We start from the raw sequence: 12,641 nt of genomic DNA on the forward strand, positions 1-12,641 counted from the left end.
AGCAATGTGCCGGTGCGTTCAGGCATTCAGGCGGCTGATGCGGATGACGTTTTCCAGTTTCCGCAGTCGTTTGATCAGCCGGGCCAGATGAATCCGGTCACGCACCGTCACGGTGGCATTTATCACGGTCACCGTGGCGTCTTTCTCCGCCATGGTGATGGTGTCGATGTTGGAACCCAGTTCGGAAAAGGTGGTGGCCAGTGTGGCCAGCACGCCTTTCTTGTTCACCAGCTCTACCCGGATGGCGACGGAGAATTCCTGCTCCACGTCGCGATCCCAGTACAGCGCGATACATTTTTCCGGGTTGCTGCGCATTTCACTGAGCAGGTTGTTGCAGGTGTCCCGGTGCACCACGATACCGCGCCCGGCACTCAAATGTCCCACCACCGCGTCGCCCGGCAGCGGGTGGCAGCATTTGGCATAGCTGACCATCAGCCCTTCGGTGCCACGAATGGCCAGTGGCTTGCGGTCGTCGGCGTCCTGCCGTTCTTCCTCGCGACCGCCGGCCAGCTTGCGCGCGACCAGCGGCGCAAGCCGGTTGCCCAGGCCGATATCTTCCAGCAGGTCATCCAGCGAGGCGTAGCCGTTAGCGGCGAGTTCCGCGACCACGCGCTCGATCGGCAGCTCGTTCATGGTGATGCCATAGCCGGCCAGGGCCTTTTCCAGCAGGCGTTCACCCAGGTGGATGGAATCATCGCGGCGCTGATGCTTGAGGAAGTGGCGGATATTGGAGCGGGCCTTGCCGGTGACGACGAAGTTGAGCCAGGACGGATTCGGTGTGGCATTCGGTGCGGTGATGATGCGCACCGTCTGGCCGGATTCCAGCGGCGTGGACAGGGCCGCCAGCTTGCCGTCGATGCGTGCGGCGACGCAGGTGTTGCCCACTTTCGTGTGCACCGCGTAGGCAAAATCCACCGGCGTGGCGCCCACCGGCAGTTCCTTGATCTCGCCCTTGGGCGTGAACACATAGGCTTCGTCGGGGAACAGGTCTACTTTCACGTTCTCGATGAATTCCATCGAGTTGCCGGCTTTCTGCTGCATTTCCAGCAGGCGGCCCATCCACGCCTGGGCGCGGGTGTGTGTGGGGGTGTTGCTGCCGGCTTCCTCGGCCTTGTACAGCCAGTGCGCAGCGATGCCGTTGTTGGCCATCGCTTCCATTTCCTCGGTGCGGATCTGGATTTCCAGCGGAATGCCGCTGCGCGCCTTCAGGGTGGTGTGCAGGCTCTGGTAGCCGTTCGCCTTCGGGATGGCGATGTAATCCTTGAAGCGGCCGGGAATCGGCGTGAAATAATTGTGCACGGCACCGAGCACGCGGTAGCAGGTATCCACCTTGTCGACAATGATGCGGAAGCCGTACACATCCATGATTTCATTGAGCGGCTTGTGCTGCTCTTTCATCTTCATGTAAATGCTGTACAGGTGCTTCTCGCGGCCGAGGATGCGGGCCGGGATGCCTTCTTCTTCCAGGCAGTGCTCGATGCTGGCTTTCAGTGTGGAGAGAATTTCCTTGCGGTGCCCGCGCGCGGCTTTCACGGCCTTGGAAATCAGGTTGGCGCGCATCGGATAGATGGCGTTGAAACCCAGGTCTTCGTATTCCACCCGCATGTTGTACATGCCCAGCCGGTTGGCGATGGGGGCGTAGATCTCCAGCGTCTCGGTGGCGATGCGCTTGCGCTTCTCCGACGGCATCGAATGCAGTGTGCGCATGTTGTGCAGCCGGTCGGCCAGCTTTACCAGGATCACGCGGATATCGCGGGTCATGGCCAGCATCATTTTGCGCAGGTTTTCGGCCTGCTGCTCGGCCTTGGATTCGAACTTGATCTGGGCGATCTTCGACACACCGTCCACCAGCTCGGCCACATCCGGGCTGAACAACTCGGCGAGCTGCTCCTTGGTGACGCCGGTGTCCTCGATCACGTCGTGCAGCATGGCGGCCATCAGGCTCTGATGGTCCATGTGCATGTCGGTGAGAATGTTCGCCACGGCCAGCGGGTGGGTGATGTACGGGTCGCCGGTGCGGCGGTACTGCCCCTCATGCGCCCGCTCGGCAAACTCATAGGCGCGCACGACCTGCGCGATCTGATCGTCGCTCAGGTAACTCTTCAGTCGTTTGACCAGGTTGTTGACGGTGGGCAAAGGGGCGCCTTTTTTGCTTCAGTGGTGCATCACGGGCTGTAACGGATCGTTACACCCAAGCCTAAGTCTGAAGCCGGGCTTTGTCTACGGCGCTTTCTGATGAAAGCGCCGTGAGTGCTTGATAAAGCGGGGGTTTTGTCGGGAAGGGGCTTACTCGCCGAACGACTCGGTCAGCAGCGCCAGTTCATCGATCTCGCCGCTGCGATCGGACAGGTCGTTGTCGACGGAATCGCGGGTCACATAGCCTTCGGCGATTTCACGCAGGGCAACCACGGACGGCTTGTCGTTTTCCCAGGCCACGCGGGGCTCTTTGCCGCCGGTCTGGAGCTGCCGCGCGCGCTTGCTGGCCACCAGCACCAGTTCAAAGCGGTTGTCGAGTTTTTCCAGGCAATCTTCAACGGTGACGCGGGCCATGCTGCTACCTCAGTAAGTGCTTGATGCGGTGCGCACCCGTCTGGCGGGCGCCGGACGGGCGATTCTACCCGTTTGCGGGGGGGCTGGACAACAATTCACCAATCGCCTCGGCCAGCGTCTCCTGCTGGCGGGCCTGGCTCAGGCGGCTGGCGTGCAGGATGGCCTTCAGGTCGCCCAGGGCGTGGTCAAAGGTGTCGTTGACCACCAGATAGTCGAATTCCGCATAGTGGGCCATCTCTTCCTGGGCCCCGGAGAGCCGGTGGGCGATCACGGCATCGTCATCCTGGCCGCGGCCACGCAGGCGTTTCTCCAGCTCCGGGAGCGACGGCGGCAGGATGAAGATGCTGGTCGCCGCCGGCACCAGGTGCCGCACCTGCACCGCGCCCTGCCAGTCGATCTCCAGGATCACGTCCAGCCCCTCGGCCAGCTTCTGCTCCACCCAGTCCGCCGAGGTGCCATACAGATTGCCGAACACCTCGGCATGCTCCAGAAACCGTCCGTCGGCCACCAGCCTGAGGAAGCTCTCTCGGTCGGTGAAGTGGTAGTTCACACCCTCTTCTTCCCCGGGGCGCATCGCCCGGGTGGTATGCGACACCGAGATACAGACGTTCGGCATCTGCGCCACCAGCGCCGCCACCAGGCTGGTCTTGCCGGCGCCGGAGGGCGCGGAAACGATAAACAGGCTGCCGCGATGGGACACTGGATGCATGCGGGTACTCGGTCGGATCGGGGTGGGACGGGTGCCGGTTGGGTGCCGGCCTTGTTCTGCGGCGCATCTTCTCTTGATCAATGGGCGGTGTCAAAACGGTAGCTGGCTTATCGGCGGCCGGGAGGGGCTTCCTCACACCATGTCATATCAATGAATCAGAATGGCTGCTTTCGATCGGTCGCCCTTTAACTTTCAATTGGTCGACATGCTACCTTTCGATCAGTCAGAATGACCGGGTTTGATGATGCCATGAGGGAAGCCGGATGGACGCGCCACTACACCAGCGGTTCCTGATGCCGAACCTGCTGGAGGCCTTGGCTGACACCCCCGTGGTGTTGGTGCACGGACCCCGCCAAAGCGGCAAGACAACCTTGTGCCGGCAGGTGGCCGAGACGCGGGATTACACTTACCTGAGCTTTGACGATGACCTTCAGAAAGCGGCCGCTCAAGCGGACCCGGTCGGTTTCGTGGCGGAGCTGCCTGACAGGGTGATTCTGGATGAAGTGCAACGCGTTCCCGAACTGTTCACGTCGCTGAAGGCGGCGGTAGACAACCGGCGGACGCCTGGACGTTTCATTCTGACGGGTTCGGCCAACGTATTGCTGGTGCCCAGACTGGGGGATTCGTTGGCCGGCAGGATGGAGATACTCCGTTTGCATCCGCTGGCGCAGGCAGAGCTGCATGGGTCGGCGGACGGGTTGTTGGTCGCGCTGTTCTCAGGGCGTCTTTCTGCTGGCAACGTGGGGGCGCGGCAGGGGCAGGCTCTGGCGGAGCGGATTGTCGCAGGAGGCTACCCTGCTGCGCTAATGCGCCAGACCATGAAGCGCCGCGCGGCCTGGTATCGGGACTACATCGAAACGCTGGTGCAGCGGGATGTGCGGGACCTGGCACGCATCAATGCCCTGGATGCCCTGCCTCGTCTGCTGCAAATGGCGGCGAGCCAGACCGCTCGCCTGCTCAACGTGACGGACCTGGCCGCGCCGTTTCAGATGAGCCGCCCGACCATTCGTGATTACATCACCCTGCTTGAACGCGTTTTCCTGCTGGACACCTTGCCGCCCTGGCACAGCAATCAACTGAGCCGCCTGATCAAAACACCGAAACTGCATATCGGTGACACTGGTCTCGCCTGTGCCCTGCTTGGCATGGACGGTGTGGCACTGTGGGAAGATCGTGCGTTGTACGGGCAGATGCTTGAATCGTTTGTCTTCCAGGAATTGCGACGACAGGCGAGTTGGTATGAAGCCCCTGTGAGATTCTTCCATTTCCGCACCAAGGAAAAAGTGGAAGTGGATGTGGTGATGGAATCTGCCGGAAAGCTGGTGGGGGTTGAGGTCAAGGCGGCATCGACTGTCACGGCAGGTGATTTCAAGGGGCTGAAAATGTTGCAGAGCACCGTGGGCAAGCGTTTTGCCGTGGGGTGTGTGCTCTACGATGGCGATTCAGTGGTGCGGTTTGGCGAGGGGTTGTACGCCGTGCCGATCAATTGTCTCTGGGGGAGCGGCTGGCCTGCCTGTTGAGAGGTATGTGTGTTGTGTTGAAGTGCGGCTGACTTTCCTGTTTCTGATAATTGTCCCGGGGAGTTATTCAGAGGTTCCCTGGGTTGATACCCGCCAATATGAGGCTGCCGGGGGATCAGTATGCCAGTTGCTCTATCACGGTATCGCTATTGCTGAAATCCGTAATTCTGGCCTGAACCTCCCCGTCCTTCACCCGGATCAGGGTGGGAATGCTTCTGACCTGGAACGCAGTGAACAAGGCTCCGCCGGTATCCACCTGGAAGGGCATCTCAAGGTCATACAGCTGCGTGAAATCCGCCAGGGCCTGCTCGTCGGTCCAAAGGTGATTGACCACCCCTTGCCAGTGCTTGTCGTCGAGCCGTGCGTGCAGGTCATTCAATCCGCTCTGCACCTGCGCGCAGGCTTGTGACATTTCGGGCCTGGAATCCTTCAGGTACCAGTCGCACCAGGTGGCTGTAAAAAACAAAAGGTGCTCGCCCTTCATCCAGGGTTCGAGCAATGCCTGTTGCTGCGTTTCGGTAAGCGCCTCGGTGCCGGCGCTTTCGAGTTGTTGGCCCTGTGCCAGCATACTGATGAAACGGTCAAGCCTGTCATCGGATTCGTGGGTGGTATAGACGACGTTGCCAGCGGTGTTGATGAGTACGGAGTAGGGCGTGCCCACCAGGCCCAGGGCCTGCGCGAGCTGGCCTTTTTCATCCAGCCATACCGGCATGCTCAGATCATATTGTTCAATAACGCCTTCAATATGGGGGCGTTGTTCATTGATATTGATATTGACCGCGACGATATTCATCCGGTCGGCATACGTCTGGTGCAGTGCCTCAAAATGAGCCATCTGCTCCATACAGGGTTTGCACCAGGTGGCCCAGAACTTGAGATAAGTGGGCTTGTCGTCTTCCAGGCCAGCAATGCTGACGGCCTTCCCGGTTGTGAACTCGCTCAACGGGATATCGTCGAAGCGTGCCTCGCCAGCATGGGCCGGCAGGTTCAGACATAGTATCAATACTAACCACCCGTACTTGAACATGCTGACCTCTCAGAGTTGGGGATTGTTCCGCCGGCGATGCGAAGGTTACTCAATATTCTGAATTTGTTTGTTGGTTAAAAGTTTAAAATACTTGGAAATCAATTGGTTGAAGGTGTTTTTGTGTGGCGGTTTTTGCTTTGCCCACCATGCTGCCCACCACTTTTAAGCCCTTGATTTAGCTTAATGAGCAAATACGCGGGGCCTTTTGGAGGAGGGGGCTTGCTGAAAATTCAGGGTCCATGTTGCCCGGTTTTCAGGTCGTGACGATAGGTTTTCTGGTGAACATACTCACTGGAGAGCAAGATGACAATTTGTTGGCGTTATCTGGATGGATGGCTGGTAGCTACTAATGAAGAAGGGGCGGTGCTGAGGACCTGGAAGGCGGATTCTTCATTGGGCCCGGCATTGGCTTTATTACTGAATGAGGCTCCAGGGCTCTCACGTTTGTTAGTGAAGGGGTTTGGCTAAGATTGCTGGCGAAGGAGTTGTTGCTAAAGGCAGAACGATTCCTGGTCTTTGGTGCACGGCCTGTCGGTAATGGGCATTATCGTGTCTATTTTGTTCATTTGATGCGATAATTGGACAAAATAGTATCCATATAGGTGTGATATGGTCGCCCTACTTGACGATGCCGATGTTCAACAGGCCTTTGCTACCCATCTGCGGCGTTTGCGCAAGCAGGCCAAGCTGTCTCGCGATGCGCTAGCTGCGCGTAGCGGGGTGCCGGCATCCACCATCAAGAAATTCGAGCTCACCGGCCAAATCTCGTTCCGGCAGTTGCTGTTGCTCTGGCAGAGCCTGGATGATCTGCGTCGCCTGTACGCGCTAACCCGTCACTCCTCTGACCAAACCGAGATGCCATCCAGTATCGATGAGGTATTGAGCGATGACCTTTAAACCGGTTCGCAAGCTGACGGTGACCCGGACGCTGACAACGGGGCAGGCGGTGATGGTGGGCGTGCTGGCGCAGAACCGGCAGGGCGTCTTCTTTCAGTACGATGCCGATTATCTGGGGCGATATGGCAACCTCTCGCCCTTTGGCCTAAAGGCAACCACGGAGCTGCAGCTTGCTCCCAAAAGGCCGCACTCGGGCCTGCATGGCCTGTTCGGCGACAGTCTGCCGGATGGCTGGGGGGTGCTGCTGCAAGATCGCGTATTCCGGCAGCATGGCATTCTCCCGGCCCAGATTACCGCCATGGATCGTTTGGCGTTCGTTGGGGCTTCCGGGATGGGGGGGCTGTCATTCTCGCCGACCTCGGAATACCCGCTTGCCTCAACCGGCGACATCGAGCTAGCGACGCTAGGCATGGAGGCGCAGGCGTTTTTTGACGGTCAGACGGAAGAGGTGCTGGCGGATCTGGTAGCGGCGGGCAGTTCCGGTGGTGCCAGGCCTAAGGCGCAGCTCTACATCTCCCCGGATGAGCCAGATCACTGCCGCACGGTGGCGAGGCCAGGCGATGAGGCCTGGCTGGTCAAGTTTACCTCCCGGAATCTGCCCCTCGCCCATGAAGAAGGGCTCTGTGAAGCGGTCTATCTGAACCTGTCCCGCGAAAACGTACGCCAAGAAGCCGTGAATCAAGCTGCGTGTTTCAGTCTGCTTGCATAGTCATTGGGTGACACGTATCCGAGGGCTGAGTGCAACCTTGTGGGGTTGTAAAAGCCGTGGATGTAGCTGGCAATAGCGTTATGTGCCTCCGCTTTGCTGGCATACGCGCCCGTGACTTCCTCGTTTTTGAGCGTCGCGAAGAAGCTCTCAGCCACGGCGTTATCCCAGCAATTACCTTTGCGACTCATGCTCGGCACGAAGCCCAGCGCAGCGATCATCGCACGGAAGTCACCGCTCGCATATTGGCTGCCACGATCGGAGTGGAACAGCACGCCCTCACCGACCGGCGAAGCGGTCCAGGCATTGAGGAATGCCTGCTGCACCAAGTCGTCAGGCATGCGCTCGGACAGGCTGTAGCCGAGCACCTGCCGGGTTTGCAGGCTGAGTACCACAGCCAGATACAGCCAACCCTCCCTGGTGGGAATGTAGGTAATATCTCCCACCCAGGCCGGCACAGGACTGTCTACGGCGAACTGGCGATCCAGCAGGTTCTGAGCCACCTGCCGCCTGTGCTGGCTATCGGTAGTGCGGGGCTTGAAGCCGCCCTTCACCTTGCCCTGAAGCGCCTCCTCGCGCATCAGGCGGGCAACACGCTTGTGGCCGACAACATGAGCACGGGCTCGCAACGCCCTGACCAGACGTGGACGGCCGTAGGTCCGGCGGCTGACCGCATGGATGGCATGAAGGTCCGCCCGAAGCATCGCGTCTGAATCCCGGCGCGGTGCTGACTGCCGACGCAGGTAGTCATAGAAACCGGACACCGAGACTGCCAGCACTCGGCATAGCAACCTGACCGGAAACAGAGCCCGTTCACGAGCGACGAAGGCGTATTTCACTTGGACTCCTTGGCGAAGAACGCCGTCGCTTTTTTTAAGATTTCACGCTCGATCTTGAGCGTGGCATTCTCGGCTCGGAGCCGCTCCAGCTCACTTTCCAGGTCGCTAACCGGTGCACGCGAGGGTGAGCTCACGGGCCGCTCGGCCCGTGATGCATCCAGCCAGTTGGCCAGTGTTTTGACGGATATATCCAGCTGTCGTGCCGCTTGAGCACGACCGATTGAGCCGGCCAGCGTGACCGCCTGAGCCTTGAAATCGTCTGTGTAGCGACGACGGGGTATACGTTGCATGAGAACCTCCAGGTGCGATGAGAATATCGCTTCCTGGCGTCCGTTTCAGCGGGGCAGGTTCACTCTGCGAAGTCCGGCAGTCCGTAACCGATGGTTTTCTTGTAGAAAGGAGAGACCTTCGCAGTCGGTGCCTTCTTCTTGTGCTTCGTGGTGTAGAGCATTCGTGCCCGCATCACCTCGAAGGAGTAACCGCGCCCTTCACGGTTCTTGTCCTTGGCCAGTCGGTTGATGGACTCCGTGTAAGCGTTGGTGACGGGCATGTCCGTCTCGAAGTAGGTCATGGTCTCTTCGCGCCAGTTTCCCACTGCCCTGACCAGATCGCTCCAGACTTCCTTTTGGCCCTTCGGGATGGTGGCTATCCACTCGTCCAGGGCGGCTTCTGCCTGGAGCCGTGTGGTGGCGTCCCAGATGCCGTAGAAGCGCTCCTTGTGCTCGTAGGCGGCCAGCAGTTGCGGGAACGCGCCTGTCCAGGTCTCCATGATGAGGCGCTCCCGGTCTGAGACTTCGTGAGCGCGTTTCAGCAGGATTTTCCGGTCTCCCTTGAGAGTCCGGCTCTGGGACGGTTTCAGCTCCTTTCTGAGGCCCTTGCGCACTCTCTCTAGGGCATCGTTGGCCATGCGCACCACATGGAACTTATCGACCACGATACGGGCCTGGGGCAGCACAGCCTTGACCGCTGCCCGGTAGGGGTTCCACATGTCCATGCTGACGATCTCGACCTTCTGCCGGTCTTTCAGCTTCATCAGGTAGTTGGTCACCACGTCCTGGCGGCGGGTGGCCAGCAGGTCGAGCAGGGTTCGCTCCTCAATGTTGGTCAGAATGCAGCGGTAGCGCTTGTTCAGGTATAGCTCGTCAATGCCCAGGATGCGGGGCGTCTCGAAGCGGTGCCAGCGCCCCAGGAACTCGGCGCGGGCGTTGAAGATGTCGCGCACCGTCTTCTCGTCCAGGCCGGTCTGTGCCGCCACAAAGGTGTAGGGGTGGTTGAAGGATTCCTTCTCCACGTACTCATGCAGCCGCAGTGTCATACGGAATCCGTCCACCATCTCCGGTAGCTGGGGCCTGAATGTTGTCTTGCAGGCCCGGCAGGTGTATCGGCGGCGGACCACCCAGAGAGTGACCCGCTTGCCGTGGATGGGCGGATCACGATAGGGAACGTCACGCTTGCCGAACCGTACGAACTCACCCTGCACGCCGCATTCCTCGCAGGCGATGGGATCGGGCACGTCCACCTGGAAGTGCATTTCGTCGTCGGTTGATTTGCAGCCCAGTACTTGGTATTGCGGCAGGTGAAGGATGTTGTCGGGAAGTTCGGTCATGGTGTTGTATAGGCGTAGGTGTCAGTCAGATCCATCCGGCTCGGCATTGGTGTTTGCTTTTTTACCCAACAAGCTGCTGGAAACGAAAAGTAAGGCACCGAGGACAATTGCAATATCAGCCAGGTTGAAGGCCGGCCAATGCCAGTCTCGCCAATAGAAATCAAAGGAATCCACAACATAGCCGCGAAAGACCCGGTCAATCAGGTTGCCCATGGCGCCACCGAGGATAAGACTGTAAGCGATGGCTTCTCCTTTATGACGATTTTCAAGGATCAGCTTGATCAGAAAAATCGAGACCACTACCGCGATTCCGATAAATAAGTAGCGCTGCCAGCCTCCACCATTCGCAAAAAGACTGAATGCGGCACCGGTGTTCCATAGGTGCACCCAGTTAAAGAACGGGGTCACCGAAACATACTCGCCATAGGCCATTGATTGCTGCACCAGCCACTTTACAGCCTGATCAGACGCTGCCAGCAGGCCCGATATGGACAATAGGGCATACGGCGAGAGCTTTTTGCCAATAATGAGCATTATTTAACCCTTCAACGCCAAAATGCGTCTGGCACCGTTAAGTACAATGCCCCCCGCGATGGTGCCGATAATCAGATCCGGATAATTGGAACCGGTCCACGCGACCAGGGCGCCGGCGGTGATGACCCCCAGGTTGATCACCACGTCGTTGGCCGAGAATATCCAGCTTGCCTTCATGTGCGCCCCGCCTTCCCGATGTTTGGATATGAGCAGCAGACAACTGGTATTGGCAATCAATGCGACGAATGCGATAGCCATCATCACCAGCGATTCAGGCTCACTACCGAATACAAAGCGTCTCACCACCTCTACGAGCACGCCCACAGCCAAGATCAGTTGCAGTACACCAGCAAGATGCGCGGCACGTACCTGCATTTTCACGCTATGTCCAACCGCATAAAGGGCAAGCCCGTACACCGCCGCATCGGCAAAATTGTCCAGGGATTCTCCAATCAGGCCGGTGGACTGGGCGATCAGACCGGCAGTCATTTCCACCACGAACAGAAGTGCATTGATGCCGAGCAACCAGCGCAGGGTCCCGGATTCTTGCTTAGCAGAAGCTGCCGAAAACTCGGCGGCCTTGATGGTCTCCGGATTTGCAGCGACGGTTTCCTGAAGCGAGGCGCCTAGCCCCAAGGTCTTCAGTTTCGAGGTGACGGGCTCGACCTCGCCGTCATGCACGACCTTCAGCCGGCGGTTCGACAAGTCGAAGGACAGCGCCCGAATCTCCTCAAAGCCGTTCAGGGCTAGGCGAATCATTCGTTCTTCTGATGGACAGTCCATCTTCGGCACGGCATAAACACTGACCCATCTCCCTGGCGCCTCGGAGGAGGCCTGTATATCGGTATCCGCTGCGGACGTTGCATCACCGCCACAGGCGCCACCACAGGATTTGCTCATGATACGACTCCACTTGAACAATGTTGTGGTACCATTTAAAACTATAAAGCTACTATAAGGTCAATAGAGTAAAGAATCCGTTGGGGAGGAGGCTGATGCGCATTGGTCAGTTGGCGCAGTTGGTAGGGGTCGAAACACAGACGATCCGCTTCTATGAACAGCAGGGCTTGTTGCCGCCGCCTGATCGGCAGGACAACGGTTACCGTGTCTATACCGAGAAGCATGGTGAGGGGCTGGCCTTCATCCGTCGCTGCAGAATCCTGGGCCTGTCACTGGCTGAGATTCACGAACTACAGAGCTATCAGGACGACCCTCATCAGCCTTGTACCGCCGTCAACGCCTTGCTCGATGATCACATCTCTCATGTGCGGTCGCAGATAACCGCTCTGAAAGCGCTTGAGAAACAACTCGTTTCACTGAGAGCGAGTTGCAACGATGACCGGGAAGTTGAGGCGTGTGGGGTTCTTGCTGGAATTAGCGAAGGAAACATGCACCAGCAGTAGGTGAAGCATCAACCAGATAATCCGATGAGATGCCGGTCTGTCTCACTCTCATGCAAAGGTAAGATCAACCATTTAATCCGCTTACCCATTTTTTTCAGGCTGGATTCAGGCTGCTCTGCGATATTGATGGGGTATCTAAATACTGACTAAAAGGTGTAAATAATGAGGCTGCTTCTGGTGGAGGATGACCGACTATTAGCGGACGGCCTGTCGAGTCAATTGGAGAAGCTAGGCTTTAGTGTGGACATTGCGTCTACAGCCCATGATGGGATAGTGCTGGGTGAACAGGAAAGCTACCGGGCATGTATATTGGATTTGGGATTGCCTGACGGTAGCGGCCTGGACGTCTTGCGGCGCTGGCGCGGCAGCAACATCGGCTTTCCAGTATTGATCCTGACGGCACGGGGAGACTGGCAAGAAAAGGTCAACGGGCTGAAGGTCGGAGCTGACGATTATTTGACCAAGCCGTTCCAGGCCGAAGAGCTGATTGCCCGGCTGCATGCGATAATACGGCGTAGCGAAGGGCGGATGGTAGATATCGTCAAGGCTGGGTATTTCGAATTGGATCAGAGTCGCCAGACCCTTAAAGCAAACGATGGCCAAGAGCACAGCCTGACAGGCACTGAATTCCGGCTGCTCAGGTGTCTCATGGGGCGTCCCGGACACGTGTTTTCCAAGGAGCAGTTAATGGAGCAACTTTATAACCTAAACGATAATCCGAGTGAGAACGTTATCGAGGCCTACATCCGCCGGCTGAGGAAGCTAGTCGGTACAGACACGATTAAAACACGACGTGGCCAAGGATATATGTTCGATGCCCGTGACTAAAAGGCCCAGCTCGGTACGGGGG

Annotated in this window: 14 protein-coding genes; 5 read left to right on the plus strand and 9 right to left on the minus strand. The window is 58.3% G+C overall.

Annotated elements, in window-relative coordinates; all coding sequences use genetic code 11:
* Positions 1–18: 18 nt before the first annotated feature.
* From spoT to gmk, 3 genes are all read right to left on the minus strand, one after another.
* Complete coding sequence (gene spoT / locus S7S_RS00275; RefSeq protein WP_008734291.1) at positions 19–2,136, minus strand: bifunctional GTP diphosphokinase/guanosine-3',5'-bis pyrophosphate 3'-pyrophosphohydrolase; 2,118 nt, start codon at positions 2,134–2,136, stop codon at positions 19–21.
* A 150-nt stretch (positions 2,137–2,286) separates the two neighbouring features.
* Positions 2,287–2,550, minus strand: coding sequence for a DNA-directed RNA polymerase subunit omega (gene rpoZ, locus S7S_RS00280; RefSeq protein ID WP_008734290.1), 264 nt, complete (start codon positions 2,548–2,550; stop codon positions 2,287–2,289).
* 64 nt (positions 2,551–2,614) lie between these two features.
* Positions 2,615–3,259, minus strand: a complete 645-nt coding sequence (gmk, locus tag S7S_RS00285; protein WP_008734289.1) for a guanylate kinase — start codon at positions 3,257–3,259, stop codon at positions 2,615–2,617.
* Positions 3,260–3,522: 263 nt separating this feature from the next.
* Here gmk and S7S_RS00290 point away from each other — a divergent pair, with 263 nt between their 5' ends.
* Entirely contained in the window at positions 3,523–4,779 is a 1,257-nt protein-coding gene (locus tag S7S_RS00290; protein WP_008734288.1) for an ATP-binding protein, read from the plus strand.
* A 115-nt stretch (positions 4,780–4,894) separates the two neighbouring features.
* Here S7S_RS00290 and S7S_RS00295 read toward each other — a convergent pair whose 3' ends face one another.
* The gene (locus tag S7S_RS00295; protein ID WP_035203582.1) at positions 4,895–5,806 is read right to left on the minus strand and encodes a TlpA family protein disulfide reductase; all 912 of its coding nucleotides are present in this window, start codon (positions 5,804–5,806) and stop codon (positions 4,895–4,897) included.
* Between the two features lie 609 nt (positions 5,807–6,415).
* On the opposite strand from S7S_RS00295, the gene S7S_RS00300 reads away from it, so the two are divergent.
* Positions 6,416–6,703, plus strand: a complete 288-nt coding sequence (locus S7S_RS00300; RefSeq protein ID WP_008734286.1) for a helix-turn-helix domain-containing protein — start codon at positions 6,416–6,418, stop codon at positions 6,701–6,703.
* Positions 6,693–7,412 carry a type II toxin-antitoxin system HipA family toxin gene (locus S7S_RS00305; RefSeq protein ID WP_238582917.1) on the plus strand — a complete coding sequence of 240 codons (720 nt, stop codon included), beginning with the start codon at positions 6,693–6,695 and terminating at the stop codon, positions 7,410–7,412. The genes S7S_RS00300 and S7S_RS00305 overlap by 11 nt, the downstream gene beginning before the upstream one ends.
* Here the strand turns inward: S7S_RS00305 and S7S_RS00310 are convergent.
* From S7S_RS00310 to S7S_RS00330, 5 genes are read right to left on the minus strand one after another with little or no spacing between them, the layout of a single operon-like run.
* Entirely contained in the window at positions 7,382–8,248 is an 867-nt protein-coding gene (locus S7S_RS00310; protein WP_041025831.1) for an IS3 family transposase, read from the minus strand. The two genes, S7S_RS00305 and S7S_RS00310, sit on opposite strands and share 31 nt — an antisense overlap.
* Entirely contained in the window at positions 8,245–8,538 is a 294-nt protein-coding gene (locus tag S7S_RS00315) for a transposase (protein ID WP_041025832.1), read from the minus strand. Before S7S_RS00315 ends, S7S_RS00310 begins: the two co-directional genes overlap by 4 nt.
* A 59-nt stretch (positions 8,539–8,597) precedes the next feature.
* Positions 8,598–9,854: an ISL3-like element ISPpu12 family transposase gene (locus S7S_RS00320; RefSeq protein WP_008740525.1), complete on the minus strand. Its 1,257-nt coding sequence runs from the start codon at positions 9,852–9,854 to the stop codon at positions 8,598–8,600.
* 21 nt (positions 9,855–9,875) lie between these two features.
* On the minus strand, positions 9,876–10,388 hold the full coding sequence (gene lspA, locus S7S_RS00325; protein WP_008740521.1) for a signal peptidase II: 513 nt from the start codon (positions 10,386–10,388) through the stop codon (positions 9,876–9,878).
* 3 nt (positions 10,389–10,391) lie between these two features.
* A complete protein-coding gene (locus tag S7S_RS00330) occupies positions 10,392–11,288 on the minus strand; it encodes a cation efflux transmembrane domain-containing protein (RefSeq protein ID WP_004574643.1) in 897 nt (298 codons plus the stop codon).
* 95 nt (positions 11,289–11,383) lie between these two features.
* Between S7S_RS00330 and cadR the strand changes: the two genes are divergently transcribed.
* Positions 11,384–11,791, plus strand: coding sequence for a Cd(II)/Pb(II)-responsive transcriptional regulator (gene cadR, locus S7S_RS00335; protein ID WP_008740519.1), 408 nt, complete (start codon positions 11,384–11,386; stop codon positions 11,789–11,791).
* 162 nt (positions 11,792–11,953) lie between these two features.
* Entirely contained in the window at positions 11,954–12,619 is a 666-nt protein-coding gene (locus tag S7S_RS00340) for a response regulator transcription factor (protein WP_008740518.1), read from the plus strand.
* The last annotated feature ends 22 nt before the right edge of the window (positions 12,620–12,641 follow it).

This window comes from Isoalcanivorax pacificus W11-5 (genome assembly GCF_000299335.2).
GTDB classification, from domain to species: domain Bacteria; phylum Pseudomonadota; class Gammaproteobacteria; order Pseudomonadales; family Alcanivoracaceae; genus Isoalcanivorax; species Isoalcanivorax pacificus.

Coding starts and splice junctions, on each gene's coding strand:
- S7S_RS00330 (WP_004574643.1), bottom strand. CDS start 11,288: ATGAGCAAATCCTGTGGTGGCGCCTGTGGCGGTGATGCAACGTCCGCA.
- rpoZ (WP_008734290.1), bottom strand. CDS start 2,550: ATGGCCCGCGTCACCGTTGAAGATTGCCTGGAAAAACTCGACAACCGC.
- S7S_RS00305 (WP_238582917.1), top strand. CDS start 6,693: ATGACCTTTAAACCGGTTCGCAAGCTGACGGTGACCCGGACGCTGACA.
- S7S_RS00315 (WP_041025832.1), bottom strand. CDS start 8,538: ATGCAACGTATACCCCGTCGTCGCTACACAGACGATTTCAAGGCTCAG.
- S7S_RS00290 (WP_008734288.1), top strand. CDS start 3,523: ATGGACGCGCCACTACACCAGCGGTTCCTGATGCCGAACCTGCTGGAG.
- S7S_RS00320 (WP_008740525.1), bottom strand. CDS start 9,854: ATGACCGAACTTCCCGACAACATCCTTCACCTGCCGCAATACCAAGTA.
- S7S_RS00295 (WP_035203582.1), bottom strand. CDS start 5,806: ATGTTCAAGTACGGGTGGTTAGTATTGATACTATGTCTGAACCTGCCG.
- lspA (WP_008740521.1), bottom strand. CDS start 10,388: ATGCTCATTATTGGCAAAAAGCTCTCGCCGTATGCCCTATTGTCCATA.
- gmk (WP_008734289.1), bottom strand. CDS start 3,259: ATGCATCCAGTGTCCCATCGCGGCAGCCTGTTTATCGTTTCCGCGCCC.
- S7S_RS00300 (WP_008734286.1), top strand. CDS start 6,416: ATGGTCGCCCTACTTGACGATGCCGATGTTCAACAGGCCTTTGCTACC.
- S7S_RS00340 (WP_008740518.1), top strand. CDS start 11,954: ATGAGGCTGCTTCTGGTGGAGGATGACCGACTATTAGCGGACGGCCTG.
- cadR (WP_008740519.1), top strand. CDS start 11,384: ATGCGCATTGGTCAGTTGGCGCAGTTGGTAGGGGTCGAAACACAGACG.